This window comes from Arthrobacter humicola (assembly GCF_022803015.1).
Taxonomy (GTDB): Bacteria; Actinomycetota; Actinomycetes; order Actinomycetales; family Micrococcaceae; genus Arthrobacter; species Arthrobacter humicola_A.
In genome coordinates this window covers 36736-55516 of record NZ_JAFKON010000006.1, presented here as the reverse complement: position 1 = coordinate 55516, position 18781 = coordinate 36736, and the positions used below count along the sequence as shown (strand labels likewise).

General features: G+C 66.8%; 13 protein-coding genes and 1 tRNA gene. 5 read left to right on the top strand and 9 right to left on the bottom strand.

The annotated features are described in order from the left end of the window. Positions 1-110: 110 nt before the first annotated feature. A complete protein-coding gene (xseA, locus tag ARTB_RS13030) occupies positions 111-1397 on the bottom strand; it encodes an exodeoxyribonuclease VII large subunit (protein WP_243180976.1) in 1287 nt (428 codons plus the stop codon). A gap of 254 nt (positions 1398-1651) precedes the next feature. Here xseA and ARTB_RS13025 point away from each other — a divergent pair, with 254 nt between their 5' ends. Continuing rightward, positions 1652-2512: a hypothetical protein gene (locus ARTB_RS13025; protein WP_243180974.1), complete on the top strand. Its 861-nt coding sequence runs from the start codon at positions 1652-1654 to the stop codon at positions 2510-2512. Positions 2513-2521: 9 nt separating this feature from the next. After that, entirely contained in the window at positions 2522-3610 is a 1089-nt protein-coding gene (locus ARTB_RS13020) for a 4-hydroxy-3-methylbut-2-enyl diphosphate reductase (protein ID WP_028275712.1), read from the top strand. Between the two features lie 111 nt (positions 3611-3721). Here the strand turns inward: ARTB_RS13020 and ARTB_RS13015 are convergent, their stop codons facing one another. Continuing rightward, positions 3722-4960, bottom strand: coding sequence for a DNA recombination protein RmuC (locus tag ARTB_RS13015; protein WP_243180972.1), 1239 nt, complete (start codon positions 4958-4960; stop codon positions 3722-3724). A 220-nt stretch (positions 4961-5180) separates the two neighbouring features. Here ARTB_RS13015 and ychF point away from each other — a divergent pair, with 220 nt between their 5' ends. Then, a complete protein-coding gene (gene ychF / locus ARTB_RS13010) occupies positions 5181-6266 on the top strand; it encodes a redox-regulated ATPase YchF (RefSeq protein WP_028275710.1) in 1086 nt (361 codons plus the stop codon). A gap of 48 nt (positions 6267-6314) precedes the next feature. Here the strand turns inward: ychF and selB are convergent, their stop codons facing one another. The 3 genes from selB to ARTB_RS12995 all read right to left on the bottom strand — a co-directional run bounded on the left by selB (position 6315) and on the right by ARTB_RS12995 (position 9576). Continuing rightward, positions 6315-8111 carry a selenocysteine-specific translation elongation factor gene (gene selB / locus ARTB_RS13005; RefSeq protein ID WP_243180970.1) on the bottom strand — a complete coding sequence of 599 codons (1797 nt, stop codon included), beginning with the start codon at positions 8109-8111 and terminating at the stop codon, positions 6315-6317. 3 nt (positions 8112-8114) lie between these two features. Further along, positions 8115-9446, bottom strand: a complete 1332-nt coding sequence (gene selA / locus ARTB_RS13000; RefSeq protein ID WP_243180968.1) for an L-seryl-tRNA(Sec) selenium transferase — start codon at positions 9444-9446, stop codon at positions 8115-8117. Between the two features lie 35 nt (positions 9447-9481). Continuing rightward, positions 9482-9576, bottom strand: a tRNA-Sec gene (locus ARTB_RS12995). A 44-nt stretch (positions 9577-9620) separates the two neighbouring features. On the opposite strand from ARTB_RS12995, the gene selD reads away from it, so the two are divergent. After that, positions 9621-10646: a selenide, water dikinase SelD gene (gene selD, locus ARTB_RS12990; protein WP_243180966.1), complete on the top strand. Its 1026-nt coding sequence runs from the start codon at positions 9621-9623 to the stop codon at positions 10644-10646. Between the two features lie 17 nt (positions 10647-10663). Here the strand turns inward: selD and nrfD are convergent, their stop codons facing one another. From nrfD to fdh, 3 genes are read right to left on the bottom strand one after another with little or no spacing between them, the layout of a single operon-like run. Continuing rightward, positions 10664-11755 (bottom strand): NrfD/PsrC family molybdoenzyme membrane anchor subunit, encoded by a 1092-nt coding sequence (gene nrfD, locus ARTB_RS12985; protein ID WP_243180963.1) that lies wholly within the window; start codon positions 11753-11755, stop codon positions 10664-10666. After that, positions 11752-12762, bottom strand: coding sequence for a 4Fe-4S dicluster domain-containing protein (locus tag ARTB_RS12980; protein ID WP_028275706.1), 1011 nt, complete (start codon positions 12760-12762; stop codon positions 11752-11754). The genes nrfD and ARTB_RS12980 overlap by 4 nt, the downstream gene beginning before the upstream one ends. Continuing rightward, on the bottom strand, positions 12763-16050 hold the full coding sequence (gene fdh, locus ARTB_RS12975) for a formate dehydrogenase (protein ID WP_243180961.1): 3288 nt from the start codon (positions 16048-16050) through the stop codon (positions 12763-12765). It lies immediately after the preceding gene. Positions 16051-16311: 261 nt separating this feature from the next. Here fdh and ARTB_RS12970 point away from each other — a divergent pair, with 261 nt between their 5' ends. Beyond that, the gene (locus ARTB_RS12970) at positions 16312-16947 is read left to right on the top strand and encodes a hypothetical protein (protein ID WP_243180959.1); all 636 of its coding nucleotides are present in this window, start codon (positions 16312-16314) and stop codon (positions 16945-16947) included. Between the two features lie 957 nt (positions 16948-17904). Here the strand turns inward: ARTB_RS12970 and ARTB_RS12965 are convergent. After that, positions 17905-18618 (bottom strand): alpha/beta fold hydrolase, encoded by a 714-nt coding sequence (locus ARTB_RS12965; protein WP_243180957.1) that lies wholly within the window; start codon positions 18616-18618, stop codon positions 17905-17907. Positions 18619-18781 lie beyond the last annotated feature (163 nt).

Below are 18781 nucleotides of genomic sequence, written 5' to 3'. Positions count from 1 at the left end.
TGCCGCGGTGATGCTGTCTGTGGTGCTGACCGTGGTGCCTGTTTGGGGCGCTGACGGGTGGCCGTGTTGGCGCTGACGGGTGGCCGTGTGGCCACGACCGTCCGCCTGGGTTATTCCTCGGCCGGTTCCTGGCCGCCGGTGGATTGGGCGGTGAACCGGCCGCCGGCCACCCGAACCGTGAGGTCCGTGCCGGCGGGCGCCTGGGACGGATGGCGCACAACGTCCCGGTGCGCTGCGGGGGCGTTCCCGGCGCCGGCGAGCTGGACCACTGCGTAGCCGCGATCCAGTGTCTTTTGCGGCGAGAGTGCACGCACCTGCGCCTTGAGGTGGACCAGTTGGTCCGCTGCCCGCACGACGGCGGCGCTGATCGCCGAGTGCGAGCGGATCTTGAGCCGTTCGACGTCCTCGTGGCGCTGGCTGATCATGACGTCGGGGGAGAGCAGCACGGGGCGCGAACGCAGGGAGGCCAGCCGGTCGCCCTCGCGTTCAACGAGCCGGGTGACTCCGCGACGGAGCTGGTCCCGTGCCTGCCGGACCCTGACAAGCTCCTCGGCGACGTCGGGAACTATCCTCTTCGCGGCGTCGGTGGGCGTTGATGCCCTGAGGTCTGCGACGTCATCGAGGATAGGCCGGTCCGCTTCGTGCCCGATCGCGCTCACCACAGGGGTGGACGCGTCAGCGACGGCCCGGATGAGCTCCTCGCTGCTGAACGGCAACAGGTCCTCGAGGGCGCCCCCGCCGCGGGCGATGACGATGACGTCGACCACGGGGTGGGCGTCGAGTTCCCGCAAGGCCGCGATCATCTGGGCTACGGCGGTGTTCCCCTGGACCGCTACTTCGCGGATCTCGAATTCGACGGCCGGCCAGCGCAGGGCGGCATTGCGCAGCACATCCTTCTTGGCGTCAGAGTCGCGGCCGGTGATCAGGCCGATCCGGTGCGGGAGCAGGGGAAGCCGCTTTTTGCGGGAATCGGCAAAGAGTCCTTCGGCGGCGAGGGCCTGGCGCAGCCGCTCGATCCTGGCCAGGAGGTCGCCGAGGCCCACGGGCCGGATGTCCTTCACGGACATGTTCAGCCGGCCCGTCTTGAGCCAAAATTCTGCCTTGATCAGGGCTACAACCCGGGAACCGCGTTCGAGCGGGGCGGCCTGGCGGTCCAGCACTGTGGTCCAGACCGATGCCGGCAACGAGATTTCGGCGTCGATGTCCCGCAGTGTCAGGTAGGCGTTGCTGCCACGCCGGTTGAGCTCGATTACCTGCCCCTCAACCCACGCCGAGGGCGCGCGGTCGATATGCATCTTGAGCTTCTGGGACAGCAACTGCAGCGGCCAGGGGTTGTCCGGACTGGTTTCGGCCGCGGTGGCCGGTAGCGTGGTTGCTGCCGCCGCGTCCTCAGGCATGCGTGGGCTCCATGGCCGGAAGTGCCTGGTGGAGTGCCTTGTGCATATGTGTGCGTTCCTTTGCTGCGTGCCGGTTACTGCATGTCCTTACACCGGGACTGCCGGCGGCCCGCTTCCCGGCGGGTGGGCCGGCCGGCAGCCGGAAGTTGTCTCTGTCAACTCTATCCATAGCTCTACCACCGGGGTCCGACTTTATGGCCGCGCCCGGCCCCGCCCTAGGATGGGAGGGATGCCATCAACCTCCTAGGAATCCCTTGCGCACTTTTGTCTCTGCCGTCGCCGTCCTCATCGGGCTCCTGATGGCAGCCGTCGCCGTTCCAGCCATGTGGGTGGACCAGAACATCGTCCAGGAAGAGGGCTTCGTCGCCCTGACCGCGCCGCTGGGCAAGGACCCGGCGTTCCAGCAGCGGCTGGCCGCGGCCGCCGTCGACGGACTGGCCGCCAGCGCCGGCATTCCCGAAGCCTTCACGGAGCTGGCCCGGCCGGTCCTGGACAGCGCGGCGCGCTCGCTGACGGGACTGCCCGGCTACCCCGACGCCTGGGCTGAAACCCTGCGCAGGAGCCACCGCCTCACGCTCGCGGACCCCAGCACGCTGCCGCCGGAGGTTGACGGCACGTCCTCGCTCACCCTGGATGTCGCGCCGCTTGCCGGGCTGGTGGCCAAGCAGGTCACTGCGGCGACCACCCTTCCGCTGGAGGCGCCCGGCCAGGTGCTGATCCATATCGGGCAGTCCGACCAGCGCCAGATGATCGAACGCGTTACCGTCTACGCCCCGATGGGCTACGCCGTTGCCGTCGGCTCGGCCATCGCCTTCATTCTGGCGTTCGTTGCGGCCCGACGCCGGTGGACCGTGCTGGTCGGAATGGGCGTTGGAACGCTGGTGCTCGCGGGGGTATGGAAGCTGGCCAGCGATGCCGCCGGCGCCGCGGTCGCCGGGACCTCGAGCGGCAACGATGTGGCGGAGCTGTTCAAGAACGAGTTCGTCGCGGCGTGCTCTGCCAGCTTCGGCCAGTGGATCGTCGCTGCTGCCGTCGCGGGAGCAGCACTGGTAGCCACGGGAGTGGCTGTCCGGGTCGCCGGCGCGCGCAAACGGGGCAGGATTGAACACCGGTAGCATGGGAGCATGACCACCACCGCTGTCTCCGTTCCGATGCCATCCGTTCCGCGCAGGCGGCGTTCACCGGAAGACGTCCTGGCCGCGGCCCCGGTCGCCGGTCCCAAAAAGGTCCTTCTGGCAGCCCCGCGCGGCTACTGTGCCGGCGTGGACCGTGCAGTCATCGCGGTGGAAAAGGCCCTGGAACACTACGGCCCGCCGGTCTACGTCCGTAAGCAGATCGTGCACAACGTCCATGTGGTCAGCTCACTGGAGGAAAAGGGCGCCATCTTCGTCGATGAAACCGACGAGGTCCCGGAAGGCGCCCTCGTGATCTTTTCCGCGCACGGAGTCTCGCCCGCCGTCGTCCAGTCCGCCGAGGACCGCGGCCTGCGCACCATTGACGCGACCTGCCCGCTGGTCACCAAGGTGCACCGCGAAGCCGTCCGGTTCGCCAAGGATGACTTCGACATCCTGCTGATCGGCCACGACGGCCATGAGGAAGTCGAAGGCACCGCCGGCGAGGCCCCCGAACACATCCAGATCATCAACGGCCCGCACGAGGTCGACAAGGTCACGGTCCGCGACCCGGAAAAGGTCATCTGGCTCTCGCAGACCACCCTCAGCGTGGACGAAACCATGGAGACCGTACGCCTGCTCAAGCAGCGGTTCCCCACCCTGCAGGACCCGCCCAGCGACGACATCTGCTACGCCACCACCAACCGCCAGGTGGCCATCAAGAAGATTTCGCCCCAGGCGGATCTGGTGATCGTGGTGGGCTCCGCCAACTCCTCAAACTCCGTCCGCCTCGTGGAGGTGGCACTGGAATACGGCGCCAAGGCCTCCTACCGGGTCGACTTCGCCAATGAGGTTGACGAGACGTGGTTCGAGGGCGTCGCCACGGTGGGCGTGACGTCGGGGGCCTCCGTCCCGGAAGTCCTCGTCAAGGACGTGCTGCGGCTCCTCGCCGACTACGGCTACGGATCGGTCGAGGAAGTCGTCACGGCCGAGGAAGACCTCCTGTTCTCCCTGCCGAAGGAGCTCCGGGCCACCCTGAAGCAGGCCGGCGACGTCACCCGCGCCCTCGGGGGCCGCGGCACCCGCCCCGAACAGTCCTAGGCCCCGAACAGTCCAAAGCACTGGACAGTGCTGGGCACCGAACAGTGCTGGGCACCGAACAGTCCTTGGTACTGGACAGTCCTTGGGCGCTGAGACCCAGGCGCAGTGCACCTAGGCCGCGGACTCTTCTGACTCGTCACGGGACTGAAGTTCCGGGGCTGCGACTGCCCGCGGTGTGACTTCGACGGCGGGGGGAGTGGCCAGTCCGGCGGTTTCCAGGGCGTTGAGTTTCCTCGCGGTGGGCAGGACGCGGGCCTCAAGGGTCCCGACCATGGAGTTGTACCGCTCAACCGAGGTCTTCAGCGAGGACCCCAGCTTGGTGACGTTCTCGCCGAGCGTGCCCATCCGGTCGTAGAGCTGCCGGGCGAGCTCGAAGAGTTCCCGGGCGCTGTCCGTCAACACGTCCTGCCGCCACGTGAACGCCACCGACTTCAGCACCGCCAGCAGGGTCCCGGGGGAGGCCAGGACGACGTTCTTGGCCAGTGCGTAGTCCAGCAGGGCCGGGTCGGCTGTGAGGGCGGCGGCCAGGATCGATTCCGCCGGCAGGAAGCAGACCACCAGTTCCGGAGAGTTGCCTGGGATGTCCCAGTACTTCTTGCTGCCCAGCGCGTCCACATGGGCCTTTAGGGCCTTGGCATGGGCGGCGAGGTGCGCCTGCTGGCCGCCGGGCAGCTGCGAGGACTGCTGGCCCGCCTGGCCGGCGCCGAGGTCCTGGGCGGCAAGGTACGACGCCAGAGGGACCTTTGCGTCGACCACCAGCTGCTTGTCGCCGGGCAGCTGCACCACGAGGTCGGGCCGGAGGCTGCCGTCCGTGCCGGAGCTGTGGGCCTGCCCGCTGTGGAGCTGTTCGTGGAAGTCCACGTGCCGCAGCATGCCTGCCGCCTCGACCACCCGGCGCAGCTGGACCTCGCCCCACTGGCCGCGGGCGCTGTTGGAGCGCAGGGCGGACTCCAGCGCATGCGTGGACCGAAGCAGCTGCTCATCGGACAGGCGGGCCTCCTGCAGTTGCTGGGCCAGCTGGCCGTACTGCTCCAGCCGGTCGCGTTCGAGCAGGGATACCTGCTGCTGCACGGCGGTGAGCTTTTCCGCCACGGGCGCCAGCGCACGGAGCACACTGCCGTCATGGTTCCGGGACTCGCCGAGCTCGCGGTTCTGGGCCGCGAGCAGGCGCCTCTCGGCGTCGGCGGCGGCGAACTGGGCGCTGACGTCGGACAGCCGGGCTGACACGCCGTCGAAGTCCTGTTCCACGGCCAGGTAGCGCCGGCGCAGCAGGACATAGACGACGGCGGCGCCCGTGACGGCGCCCGTAAGCAGCATGAGCAGGGCGAGAATCAGTGAAAAAGCTTCCATGCCTTCACTGTGGCATGCCCCTGTGACAGTTTTGGTTTCGACGCCCGGAACACCCGGAACATCCCGGGACACCGTGGGATGTACCCGCCGCAACACCCCGACATCGCCCCGCGACCGCCCCCACACCGCCCCGCGCCCGCGCCGGCACCCTGCCGCCCCACAGGTGTAGCCACGGGCCCGCAGCAACGGCTGGCCGCTGGTGCGGGTAGAATATATGCTCGTGGCTCTTACTATTGGCATCGTCGGACTGCCCAACGTCGGCAAATCAACCCTTTTCAACGCACTGACCCGAAACCAGGTCCTCGCGGCGAACTATCCGTTCGCCACGATCGAGCCCAACATCGGCGTCGTGAACCTGCCGGATGCCCGGCTTGAAAAGCTGGCCGGCATCTTCGGCTCCGCGCGCCTGCTGCCCGCAGCCGTGTCCTTCGTGGACATCGCCGGCATCGTCAAGGGCGCCTCCGAGGGCGAGGGCCTCGGCAACCAGTTCCTCGCCAACATCCGCGAGGCCGAGGCCATCGCACAGGTTGTCCGCGTGTTCGATGACCCGGACGTCATCCACGTCGACGGCAAGGTCGATCCCAGCTCTGATATGGAGACGATCAACACCGAGCTGATCCTGGCCGATCTGCAGACCATCGAAAAGGCCATCCCGCGGATCGAAAAAGAAGTCAAGATCAAGAAGCGGGAGGCGGCCGAGCTGGCGGCCATCCTGGCGGCGCAGGCAGTGCTGGAACGCGGCGACACCATCTTCTCTTCCATCAAGAGCGACAAGCTGGAGATGGAGCACCTCAAGGAACTCGGCCTGCTCACGGCCAAGCCTTTCATCTATGTCTTCAACTCCGACGAGGGAATCCTCGGCAGCCCGGAGAAGCAGGCGGAACTGCGTGCCCTCGTGGCCCCTGCCGACGCCATCTTCCTGGACGCCAAGCTCGAGTCCGACCTGGTGGAGCTCGACGAGGCAGAAGCCCGCGAGATGCTGGAAATGAACGGCCAGGATGAATCCGGGCTGGACCAGCTGGCCCGCGTCGGCTTCCACACCCTCGGACTGCAGACCTACCTGACGGCCGGCCCCAAGGAAACCCGCGCGTGGACCATCCGCCAGGGCGACACCGCCCCGCAGGCGGCCGGCGTGATCCACTCCGATTTCCAGCGCGGTTTCATCAAGGCCGAGGTCGTCTCCTTCGATGACCTGATCGAGGCCGGTTCCATGGCCGAGGCGAAGGCCCGTGGCAAAGTCCGGATCGAAGGCAAGGAATACATCATGGCCGACGGCGACGTCGTTGAATTCCGCTTCAACGTCTAGTTCCTGACCTCTCTGAGGCCTTAGAGGCGCGGGGCCAGAAAGTGCGGCTCAACGCGCCACAGTCCGGTGACCGGCATCAAGGCGCCGGGTCCAGCCGCGAGAGTCCAGATGTTCAAGCAACGGGACTGCGACTCGACGGGTCGTGCCCAGAGTCTGGCGTGCTTGGCTCGTGGTGAAGGGCTGCTCCAGACCGGCCAGTAGGCGCATCGCTAGGGCGGGGGCCGTCGGCAGTAGAACCACCCCATCGCGCAACCGCAGCAGACGCCCGGTGCGCTCCGCCGCCGCGAGCTCGCGGGCGCCCAAGCCCAGTGCGGCCAACTCCTGGGCTTCGGGGGCGTGAAACGGATGTGCGGTCAGCGTGCGCTCCACCTCGGCGATCGCTGGCTCTGCGGCGCCGAGAGAATCTCGGCTGCCAGGCAGCCGGACGTGGCCGCCCTCCGCTTCCAGCCGTGCGCCGCGGATGACGTGGGACAGCAGTCTCTCCTCGGGCAACTGCAGTAGGTCCCGCGCCGCGCCCAAGGACATTCCGGCGGCCAGCGGGTCACGTTCCTGCAATGCCTGGACCGCGGCGCGCAGCCGTTCCTGCCATGCCTCGAGGACAGGCGCATGCACCCACCAATCACCGATGACCTGGACCTCCGGGGGCGCGGCCGTCTCGGGACCGGGCAACAGCCCCAGCCGGTGAAGGTGTTCTGCCCGAACTGCTCCGCGGGCGGCGACTTCACCGAGCACGTCGCCGGCGGGGTCGAGGCCGGAAAGCCGCTCCGCCCAGCGGGCGCCGTCTCCCCGCCGCCGCAGGGCAGGCGGATCGGCGTCGAGGATACGCGCCCCACCCAGCACTGACCGGCTTCCGGGGTCGCGCAGCACCAGCCGGTCGCCGAGAACGAGGGGCAGTTGCCTGTCAAGGACGAGCCGGGCGTGATCCGCGCCGAATGGCCGTAAACGGGCAGGCACGGACGCGGTGCCAACGTGCACCATGAGCTGTTCGGGCACAGCCGTATAGGCCAACCCTGTCGTGCGCTGAATACCGACGACGCCGGTCGTGGGCCACGCATCCGGGGTCAGCAGCGCATCTCCCCGGCGGATGTCCGTGGCGGCAACGTCCCGTAGGTTCAACGCCACCCGGCTGACGGGCTGCACGGACGCAAAGGCCGTGTCCCTGCTTTGCAAACCGCGGACCACCACGGCCCGGGAACCGTCGTGGCTGAGCAGCTGGAGCCGGTCACCCCGTTCGAGTGTTCCTGCCGCCAGCGTTCCGGTCACTACCGTTCCCGAACCGGAAATCGTGAACGAGCGGTCAACCCACAACCGGACCCGCCCTGAGGTGGCGGGGGCGGGCACGCTGGCCAGGACGCCGTCGAGTGCTGAACGCAGGTCGGCCAGACCGGTCCCGTCAATAGCGGATACGGCAACTGCGGGGGCTTCCCTCAGGCCCGTGCCGGCCAGCTCCGTGCGGGTCCGCGAGAGCACGTCCGCGATCCGACGGCTGGACGCCCGGTCCGCACGGCTTAGCACGACCACGCCGTGTTCTATTCCAAGCGCAGCGACGGCATCCCGGTGATCACTTGACTGTGCCTGCCAACCCTCGTCCGCGGCGACGACGAAGCAGACCACCGGGGCCGGTCCGATTCCGGCAAGCATGTTTCCCAGGAAGCGTTCGTGGCCCGGTACGTCGACGAACGCTACATTCTGTCCGGACGGGAACGTGGTCCAGGCGTAACCTAGGTCGATGGTCAGCCCGCGGCGCCGTTCTTCCTCCCAACGGTCCGGCTCCATGCCGGTGAGGGCGCGAACTAGGGTGCTTTTGCCGGAATCGACGTGCCCGGCGGTGGCTACGACGTACACTCCTCAGCCCACCCCGCCTGCGTCCGCGGCCTTGAAGGCTGCCAGCGCTTTCCGTATCGCGTCGAGAATCCTGTCGTCATCCGCCGGGGCGATGCAGCGCAGATCGATAAGGCACGAGCCATCGTTGACGCGTGGCAGCACAGCCGGATCACCGGTGCGCAAAAGTCCTGCGAGTCCCTCTGGGAGCCGTAGTGCCCATCCCGGCAGAGGCACTCCCGGGGCGCCGCCGCCACCTACCCGACCGTCATGGGACACCACGGGCACGTCGAGTTCCCGGGCGAGCCGGTCCGTGCGGCGCTGCAAGTGCCCGGCGTCGGCGTGCAGGGCCCGGACAACCGGCGGCGGGCCGCCCGCCAGCGTGGCTTCCAAGGCGGCAAGGGCGAGTTTGTCAGCCCGGACCGCACGGGCGAGCGGGTGGCGGGCCAACCGCGTGATGATTTCCTTGCGGCCCAGCAGCAAGCCAGCCTGTGGGCCGCCGAGTAGCTTGTCACCGCTGGCGATCACGACGTCGGCTCCGCTCACCAAGGCGGAGGCGGCGTCCGGCTCCTCCGGCAGGAAAGGGTCGGGCGACAAGAGCCCGCTGCCCAGGTCGGCCACCAGAGGTACCCCGTGGGCGACGGTCAGCGGGCTGATTTCGTGCAACGGGACAGTGGAGGTAAATCCATCGACCCGGAAGTTGCTGGGATGGACCTTGAGTACGCACCCGGTGTTCGACCCCAGAGCACCGGCGTAGTCGTGTAGGTGGGTGCGGTTGGTCGTACCTACCTCGCGTAGCTTCGCCCCCGTCGACTCCATTAAGTCGGTCAGCCTGAAGCCGGCACCGATCTCGACCAGTTCCCCGCGGCTCACCACCACCTCCCGGCCGGCGGCCAAGGCAGTCGTGGCCAACACCAGCGCTGCGGCGCCGTTGTTCACCACCAGCGCATCCTCAGCCGCGGGACAGGCGGCGAGTAATGCAGCGCGCGCCCCGGCGCCGCGCCCGCTCCGGCTGCCGGTTGCCAAGTCGAGCTCCACGTCAACGTAGCCGCTGGCCGCGATAACAGCTTCCACCGCGTCTTCAGAAAGTGGAGCACGGCCGAGGTTGGTATGGACGATGACGCCGGTTGCGTTGAGCACCGGACGAAGGGTCGTCGCCGTGCGGTCGGCTACGGCGGCGATCAGTGTTCCTTCCACTTGTCCGGGCGGGAGCTCACCACGCCGTGCCTGATCCTGGATTTGACGAACGAGGTTGCGGATGACGCGCTCGTTCAGCCTGCTCCGGGCCTTGGAGACGGCCGGCAGAGCCAGCAGGTCATCGGTGCGCGGAATCAGGCGCCGGGGATCGACCGGGTCCACAGCCCTCCTCTGCTCGCGGCGCTCGGGCCGGAAGTTGGCGGTGGCGGACGGGAATCGAACCCGCCAGGCCGAGATGCTCGGCCGCACCGGTTTTGAAGACCGGGGGGCCCACCAGGACCCGGACGCCACCGGGGCTCAATATAGCAGGGTTGCCTGAAGGAGTACGCTAGGCGGGTGAACGAGGCCCAGACGCCAGTCCAGCAACTCGGTACCGGTGCTGCCGGAACTCTCCGGCTCACCGGCTATGCCCACGGTGGCGGCTGCGCGTGCAAGATTCCGCCCGGCGAACTCGAAGAAGCGGTACGCGGACTCACCGGCCAGCCCGGCGCCGATGTGCTGGTCGGGCTTGACAGCGGCGACGACGCAGCCGCCGTTCTGGTCCGTGGGGACCTGGCCGTATTGTCCACCGCTGACTTTTTCACCCCCGTGGTAGACGACGCCTTCGATTGGGGCCGGATCGCCGCCGCCAATGCGCTCTCCGACATTTACGCGATGGGCGGGCGCCCGATTATGGCGATTAACCTCGTCGGCTGGCCCCGTGGCGTACTGCCGCTGGAATTGATGACCGAGGTACTCCGCGGTGGCCTGAGCGTGGCCGCCGAGGCAGGGTGCCCGGTCATAGGCGGACACACTATCGACGATCCGGAACCGAAGTACGGCATGGCGGTCACCGGCGTCGTCCACCCCGACCGATTGCTGCGGAACGACGCCGCCCGGCCCGGGCTGCCCATCACGCTCACCAAACCGATCGGCGTCGGACTGCTCAACAACCGTCACAAGCAGACCGGCGAAGTGTTCACCGAAGCAGTAAAGACGATGACGCGCCTGAACCGCGACGCCGCCGAGGATGCGGTGGCGGCCGGTGTGCGGGCAGCCACGGACGTGACGGGCTTTGGCTTGCTCGGACACCTGTACAAGATGTGCCGGGCCTCCGGGGTCGGGGCAGTGGTGGACCGGAAAGCGGTGCCGCACGTCGACGGCGCCCGGGACGCGTTGCGCGATGGGTTTGTCTCCGGCGGAACGCGGCGCAACCTGGACTGGGTGCGGCCCTACCTGCGTGCCGCCGCGGGCGTCACGGAGGACGATCTTCTCCTGCTCGCCGATGCACAGACCTCCGGCGGGCTACTCGTCGTCGGTGAATTGCCGGGCCATCCAGTCATCGGACACACCATCGCGGGCCAGGGCATCGAGATCCGCTGAAACCCGGCCATTCGTCTTCAGCCGCCGGTGGTGATCGCGTCGTCGGTGATTCCGGCCGCACGGCGGGCGGCGAGCCGCGTCTTCTGCGGTTCGATGGTGTACCGCGGATCTCTGGCCGAGGCGAGGCCCGCCTCAAATACACCAAAACGCGTCAGGGCGGACGCGGTCAGCAACGCGAGTCCGGAGGCCGCAGCCGCTCCGCGGTGTCGGCCGCCCAGCAGTGTTCCCAGCCCGCCGGCGACCGCCAAACGCTCGCTCCATTTCAGCATGGCGCCCGCCTTGCCCTGGTGTAGGGGTTCCGCCGCCACCGGGTCCATCCGTTGTTTCATGACTTTCATGGCAACCACCTCACCTAAGACGCCGAGCACGGCGAGCTTCCGGGCCGGCCCCGTTTCGCGCACCGGCGTGGTGACCATGGCGAGCCCGGCAGAAGCGAGGGCTGCCGAACTTACGAAGACGAACGGCAGTTCCTCGTGGGCAGCGTTCCACGTCGGTGTGGCGGTGTCTCCGAGCAGCACTGCCGTGTAAGCCGCCAGAGGTCCGGCAAAGACGGCGGCCTCGAAGCCGGCCGGTCCCTCGACAGCCCGCAGCACGCTCCGCAACGGGCCCAGCGGAAGCCGGGATCCGCTCATCCGGTCGATCTCCGCAACCGCCGAGACCCCCGCACCTGCGCTGAAGGCGCTGAGGATCCACGAGCCCACACTCATCGGCGAAGTGACCTTGAAGGTCCGCAGCATATGCAGAAAGCGCTCCGGCCTGCCGAGGTCCTTCACAAGCGCAACAGCCCCGGCACTTACCGCTGCCAAAGCGCTCAAACGCGCGTTACGGCGCAGCGTCGGCCGCCCGCTCAACTGGCCGCCGAGTCCGAGCAAAGCCGAGCCGGCGGCAACGCCGCCCAGGAACAGGTACGCGGCCACATCATTACCCCAGGGTGCCGGCTTTACAACCGGACGGCCGTAATACGAGCTGAATTCCGGCTCGGGAACCATGGGCATTTCCCGGGAGCCGTCGCCATTGGCCGGGCGGCGGCCCGGTCCTCGTTTGCCCTCCCGCCGGCGACGGCGGGCGGGTTCCGATGGCCGGAAGCTGTCGAACTCTGAGAGGGTCATGCACGCCCTCCCAGGAATGCCACTGCAACTGCCGCGGCCATGCCCGCTACTGCCATGCCGGCCCTTCGGTACATCTGCGGAAGGTCGGCCGTGGGTACCCGTGGGTCCGGCGGAAGTCCGTAGACCTCGGGTTCGTCGAGGAGCAGGAAGACTGATCCGGTTCCCCCGACGCCGTCGTTTTCGTTCGCACCGTAGAGCCTTGCCTCCGTCAGACCTTGCGCGTGCAGGCTGGAAACGCGTTCCCTGGCCGTCTCCACCATGTCGTCATGGTCGCCGAACTTGATAGACGTCGTAGGGCACGCTTTGGCGCACGCGGGGGTCTCATCCGCGACAAGCCGGTCGTAGCACAGCGTGCACTTCTGAGCGATGCCCGCATTGGGGACGGCGGGATGCTTGGCGTGCTGGTCGTTCCTGCTGGTGGCCACCTTGACCGAGCCATCGGCGCGGCGCTCGATGACGCCGAAAGGACATCCGGCGACGCAGGTTCCACAGCCGTTGCAGACGTCATCCTGTACCACCACGGTGCCGAATTCGGTGCGGAAAAGCGCTCCGGTCGGGCACACATCGAGGCACCCGGCGTGCGTGCAGTGCTTGCAAACGTCGGAGGACATCAACCACCTGAAGTCTGCCGTGTCCGGGGGCGTGGTGTCGGCCTCGGCCAGGTCCGTCGCAGCTGGCGATGCCGTGGCCGGCGGACCAATACGCGGCATGCCCAGGCTCACCAGGGCGCGGCCTGATTCCCGCGCCTCCACAATGCGGTCCTGACCTTGCTCGATGAACGCCACATGACGCCAAGTGCTGGCGCCCAGCGCCCCGGTGTTGTCGTAGGACGACCCGAGCAGCTCCAGATTGCCGTCCTGCGGGTTATGGTTCCACTCCTTGCAGGCAACCTCGCAGGCCTTGCACCCGATGCAGATCGAGGTGTCGGTGAAAAAGCCCTTCCGCGGATGGCTGTGCTCCCAGTGGGCATCGGCGGTGGGGTCGGTCGGTCCGGACAGCTGGCCCATCTAGTCCTCCAACATCGGATTGGTAATGGCGCGGTTGCCGGTCTCGGCGGTCAGTCCCGCCCGCGCCTGATAGGCGGCGACCATTGCCCGCAGTTCCTGCCCGCGCGGCCGGCGGCCCGGGCGGATATCGCAGGAGGCGACCTTGGACTCCTGGATCTGGACGTTGGGGTCCAGCGTCACGCCAAGCAGGTCATTGGCGGCGTCGCCACTGACGACGGCGTTACTGCCCACGCCCCAGTGGTAGGGCAGCCCGATCTGGTGCACGGTGTGACCGCCCACGGCCAGGGGTTTCAGCCGGTCAGTGATGAGCACCTTCGCCTCTATGGCCGAGCGGGGCGAAATAATGGTGGCCCACCCGTAGGGCTCAAGCCCCCGCTCGGCAGCCAGTTCAGGCGAAACCTCACAGAACATCTCCGGCTGCAATTCGGACAAGTAAGGAAGCCAGCGGCTCATCCCGCCGGCGGTGTGATGCTCAGTAAGCCGGTACGTGGTGAAGACGTACGGGTACACGTCGGCGCCGGGAGTACCGGCACTTGGCGCACTGAAGTTGCCCGCGTGCGGGAACACCAACCGCGCCGGACTCTGCTGCTGCGGGTAGAGCGCGTTGGCCACGGGGGATTCCTGAGCCTCGTAGTGGGTGGGAAGGGGCCCATCCACAAGGCCCTTCGGGGCGAACAGCCAGCCCTTGCCGTCGGCCTGCATGATGAAGGGGTCATCTCCGCTAAGGGCTGCAGGGCCGCCGAGGGCCGGGTCGGGCTGGCTTCCCGGAGCCCGGTCCACCGGGAAATCGGGAACGTCGTCGCCGACCCACTTTCCTTGCTCCTGGTCCCACCAGATGTATTTCTTCCGCTCGCTCCACGGCTTACCGGCGGGATCCGCGGACGCACGGTTGTAGAGGACCCGGCGGTTGGCCGGCCATGCCCAGCCCCATTCCGAAGCCACGGGCCCTTGTTCCTGACCAGGCTTACGGTTGGCAGCGTGGTTGGAGCCACCAGCGTAAACACCGGTGTAGATCCAACAGCCAGCGGCCGTGGAACCGTCGGCGCGAAGTTCGGTGTAGGCGGAGAGGGGCTTACCGGCGTCCGGTCCAGCCAGTTGGCGGCCGTTGATCTCCGCAAGCACAGCCTCGGCATCCGGATCGCCGTGCTCATCCGTGGGATAGTCCCAGGTCAGGTCGAGCAGCGGACGGTCCCGCTCGTCCTCGGAGCCAGCCAGCTTCGCCCGGATCCGTTGGCCTAGCTCGAAGAAGAACTGCAGTTCGCTCTGGCACTCCCCGGGCGGTGCCACCGCCTGGTGCCGCCACTGCAGCAGACGCTGGGTCTGCGTGAACGAGCCGGCTTTCTCCACATGGGTGGCTGCGGGCAGGAAGAAGACTTCGGTCTCGATGTCCTCGGTGCGCAGTTCGCCGGATTCGATCTCCGGGCCGTCCTTCCACCAGGTGGCCGACTCGATCATGTTCAGGTCACGCACCACCAGCCACTTCAGATGGGACATGCCAAGCCGTTGCAGCCGGCCGTTGGCCGAGCCCACTGCGGGGTTCTGTCCAAGGATGAAGTAGCCCTCCACCTCGTCCTTGAGCATGCTCATAGTGGTCTCATATGTGCCGTGCGCCCCCGTCAGCCGCGGAAGGTAATCATAGGCCCAGTCGTTGTCCGCGGTCGCGGCTTCACCCCACCAGGCCTTCAGCAGGCTGACGGTGTAGGCGTCGGCGTCGGCCCAAAAGCCCTTTTGCTGTTTTGACCCGACGGCTGCCAGATATTCGCTGAGGCTGTCGTGGCGGCCGGCACTGGGCATCGGCAGGTAGCCGGGTAGCAGGTTGAACAATGTGGGGATGTCGGTGGACCCCTGGATGCTGGCATGGCCGCGAAGGGCCATGATCCCGCCGCCGGGGCGCCCCACGTTTCCCAGCAATAGCTGAAGGATCGCCGCGGCCCGGATGAACTGCGCTCCCAAGGAGTGCTGAGTCCAACCCACCGCGTAGGCAAAGCAGGTAGTCCGGTCGCGTCCCGAGTTTTCCGTGATGCTGCGGGCAAGATACTCGAAATCCGCCACTTTGATGCCGCACATGTCCCGGACCATCTCCGGGGTGTACCGGGCATAATGCCGCTTGACGATCTGGAAGACCGTCCGGGGGTCTTGCAGGGTGTCGTCCCGCTGAACTTCGGCATGCTCCAGCGGCGGCCCGCCACTGCCGAAGGTGTCGGCGGCAGCACGGGCGGACGCTTCGGCGCCGTGTTCGCGGCTGGGCCCGGGCTCATGAATCGCGCCCTCACCTTGTTCCGCGTACGCCCAGGACGACGTGTCGTACGCCCTTTTTTCCCGATCGAAACCGGAGAACAGGCCGCCCAGGTCCTCGGCATCGCGGTAGTCCGCATGCACCAGCGTCGCCGCATTGGTGTACGCGCCGACGTACTCCTTGAACCAGAGGTCATTGGTGATGACGTAGTTAATCAGGGCGCCCAGAAGGACGACGTCAGAGCCGGCCCGGATCGGAATGTGCTTGTCCGCGACGGCGGAGGTACGCGTGAAGCGGGGATCGACGTGGATGACCTTAGCTCCGCGTGCCTTAGCCTCCGCAACCCACTGGTATCCCACCGGGTGGCATTCGGCCATGTTGGAGCCCTGAATGACGATGCAGTCGGCATTGGCCATGTCTTGCAGTGATTGCGTCGCACCACCGCGCCCAAACGAGGCTCCCAAACTGGGAACCGTGGAGGAGTGTCAAATGCGGGCTTGGTTCTCGATCTGTACCGCACCGGCAGCCGTGAAGAGTTTCTTGATCAGGTAGTTCTCTTCGTTATCGAGTGTTGCCCCGCCCAGCGAAGCAATCCCCATCGTGCGGCGAAGCAGCCTGCCTTCCTCGTCTTCTTGCTGCCACGTCCTGCGGCGGGTCTCGATGAAGCGGTCCGCCACCATGTCGACGGCGGTGACCAGGTCCAGGTGCTGCCACTGGGTGGAGCGCGGCGCACGGTAAAGCACACCGGTTTGACGGCCTGGCGAGTTGACCAACTGTTCACTGGCAGAGCCCTTGGGGCACAAGCGGCCGCGGGATATTGGCGAATCCGGATCGCCCTCGATTTGAACGACCTTTTCGTCCTTGACGTAGACCAGCTGTCCGCAGCCCACGGCGCAATACGGGCACACGCTCTGCACCACGCGGTCAGCGGTGACCGTCCGTGGAGTAATGGCCCTGGTCTGCGGGGATGTCACCGCCGGACCGCGGCCCAAGAGGTCGCCCGTACTCAACTGCCGGACAACCGGCCACTGAAGAAAACTGCGTCGTGCCATGAAAGGAGCCTACCCAATCAGGGCCCCGGGGAACAGGGGCGGGTACTGACTGTGGAGGAACGAGTGTCATGGTTTCCGCAACAGACCCCCTGCCAGCTTCTTCCCGTTTGTTATGTCGATTATTGGGAATGCAGACAGAGAATGCCGCTCGGAGGACGCAACGAGTGCGACTGCGGATAACGCTGAGCGCCACACCGCTTTAGAATTTCTGGTAGCTGTCACCCGGGACCAGGGACGGGAAACCACGATGGAAGGAAGCCCATGAACACTGACCCAAGCAAGGCCGGCGCCGTGAATGCTGAGCCACTCACCGTGGACCCTACCGGGCAGGACCCCACCTGGCAGGACCCCACCGTTAAGGACCCTGCTGCGGATGTGAAGCTGCAGCTTCAACTTGCTATTTTCGAGGCCAGCAAGGACTCCGAAGGCAAAAGCCTCGCCGAGATCCTAGAAAGCCTGCGGTCCGCCTTCGCCGCGCGCGGCGTTGCGGAACCGCCGGCCACGTGGTTAGAATCCGTCGCCTCTTCAGCGTTCTATGGTGAGCCCTACCTCCTTGATTTCCCCACTGCGATCGCAGCAGACGCCGTCGTGCCCGCTCCGAATCAGGAAGTCCGGAACCGCCTCGCGGCCCGCCGCGACCTTCGGGCGGAAGAGCTTCCGCCCGGAATCTTCCCCTCCGGGAACGATTGGGACGTGCCCGTCATCGAAGCTCCCGCGGGTGCCCCCGAGCCTGTCAACCCGGCCACCATGTCCCGGCGGGCGACGAGAATCGCTGCGGGCCTGGCGTTCGTAGGAGTTGTGGCCGCGGCCACCGTCGTGATCGTCCAGTCTGCCCGTGCATCCAACCGACACAGGACGACCCTGCGGGCCCGCACCCCTGGAGGGAGAGTCAGCTAAGGCAGCAAGCTCAGCTGCCCGCTGGCTCCCCGCCGCTTGGAGATGAGGTTATTCTGCGACGGAACGTGGTGGAGTTCCGCTTTAACGTCTGAGTCAGCTCCGGTACCTCCCGGGAATCCTCGGCCGAAGTGTTGGGGAACTTAACGTTCTTCCGAGACGGTGATTGTTCCCGAGGCGGTGGCGGCTCGGAGTGCGCTAGCCTGAACGGCGTGGACCGCATAGACATGGATGACGCTGCAACGCTCGTGACCCTGCTGCATGATGGGAGGCGCTCCTCGTCGCTCCGTGCGCTGCTGCCGGGGTGGGACATGCTGCAGGCCGACGTCCCTTCCCGGGAACGGGTAGAGACGGCAATAGCGGTCCTGGTCGGTTCCGGCCTTGCTGAGGTCGACTCATCGTGGGGGATGCGGCTCACGGAGCAGGGCGTGCAGCTCAGGCGGTCCGTGAAAGGTGCTCGGGGGATGCGGGAGATCCCGGGGGCAATCAGCGATCTGCTGGTAGGACGCCAGTTGAGCCGTGCAACGCTGAGTCTTCCTCACGAGGTCTTTGATGCGGCGCGCGAGGACTATCTGGACGAGGCCCAACGCAGGGCTGAGCGCCGATCGCGACATCGCTGGTGGTGGCCCGACGCATCCAGGCCCCGTCCAAGGAAGCCGTCGAGCTAGGATCGCCGCGCCGCTGAGCATGCCGGCGTTGTCGCGGACTAGCTGCGCCAGCTGGGTCACCCGAACACATCCGAGTCGTTCACCCGTCTGGCCGACCACCTGCGCAGCGGTGTGACGAGGGCCGCGCAGGGAGTTCAAAGCAGACTTGTGTTCTATGCTGCGGGCGGGTTGCGGAAAGATCGCGGGCCAGCGGTTGCCAACGGCGGCCTGAATCCACAGGTCCTCGACCGTGCACCGCTGGTGGCGGAGACGTTTATTCGTTACGGAACGTCGTGGAGTTCCGCTTCAACGTCTAGTTTCTGATCTGCTTGAGGCCAAAAGCGATAGCCGCTAAGAACACGTGTTCTTGGCGGCTATCGCTTTTGCGAGCGGGTGAGGGCTTCACGGACGGTTGGTTATGAGGCGGACTCAAGCCAGGAGCTAACGGCGTCCCGTGCGCGGCGGGCTGCTCGTGGAACAGGGAGTGGCCGGCACCCTCGACGACGGTGAACCGGGACGTGGGCAGCGCTTCTGGCATTTCTTCGGCAGCGTTCAGAGGGATGAGGCGGTCCTGGGCTCCGTGGATGATCGCAGTCGGGCAGGCGCTGGACGGCAGAATCGAGCGGAGATCGGCGCGCTGCACGACTGCCTGCTGCTGTCGGAGAAAGGCTTGTGCACCGACTGGGCTGGTCATGGCGCGCCAGGCGGCTAGGAGTGCATCGTCGGATTCGTTGTCTGCTGCGACGACGCCGGGGAAGGCGGCGTCGACAACAGCGTCGAAATGGCCGCCTTCAACGCGCACGGACTGGCGCGCCCGCGCTTGGAGCTGCTCCGCGGAGTCGGCTCGCGCGGACGTGCTTACGAGTGCGAGAGCGGTGACGCGATCTGGCGCTTGTCGGATGACTTCAAGGGCGACGTACCCTCCCATGCTTGTTCCGAGAACAGCAATGTCGCCGACGTTCTCGCAAGAGAAGAGCAGAGCAGAGGCGGTACCAGGACAATCTTCACGTTCTAAGTCTTGCTGCACCCGCCGACAATAAACTATCGACGCAGGCGTTCTGGCTCACGGTAATCATTTCGACCATCAGAACAGACCAACCGCGTTGATCCAACGAACGAAACCGAATCTGTTATCAACGGGCGATGCTTACGGGCTTTACGGCCAGGTTGTTAGGATCGGGCCGACCATA

Bases quoted from the DNA above. Each gene is read 5' to 3' on its own strand.
- ARTB_RS13020 (WP_028275712.1), top strand. From the start codon at position 2,522: ATGACCACCACCGCTGTCTCCGTTCCGATGCCATCCGTTCCGCGCAGG.
- ARTB_RS13015 (WP_243180972.1), bottom strand. From the start codon at position 4,960: ATGGAAGCTTTTTCACTGATTCTCGCCCTGCTCATGCTGCTTACGGGC.
- nrfD (WP_243180963.1), bottom strand. From the start codon at position 11,755: ATGACCCTCTCAGAGTTCGACAGCTTCCGGCCATCGGAACCCGCCCGC.
- xseA (WP_243180976.1), bottom strand. From the start codon at position 1,397: ATGCCTGAGGACGCGGCGGCAGCAACCACGCTACCGGCCACCGCGGCC.
- ARTB_RS12970 (WP_243180959.1), top strand. From the start codon at position 16,312: ATGAACACTGACCCAAGCAAGGCCGGCGCCGTGAATGCTGAGCCACTC.
- ARTB_RS12980 (WP_028275706.1), bottom strand. From the start codon at position 12,762: ATGGGCCAGCTGTCCGGACCGACCGACCCCACCGCCGATGCCCACTGG.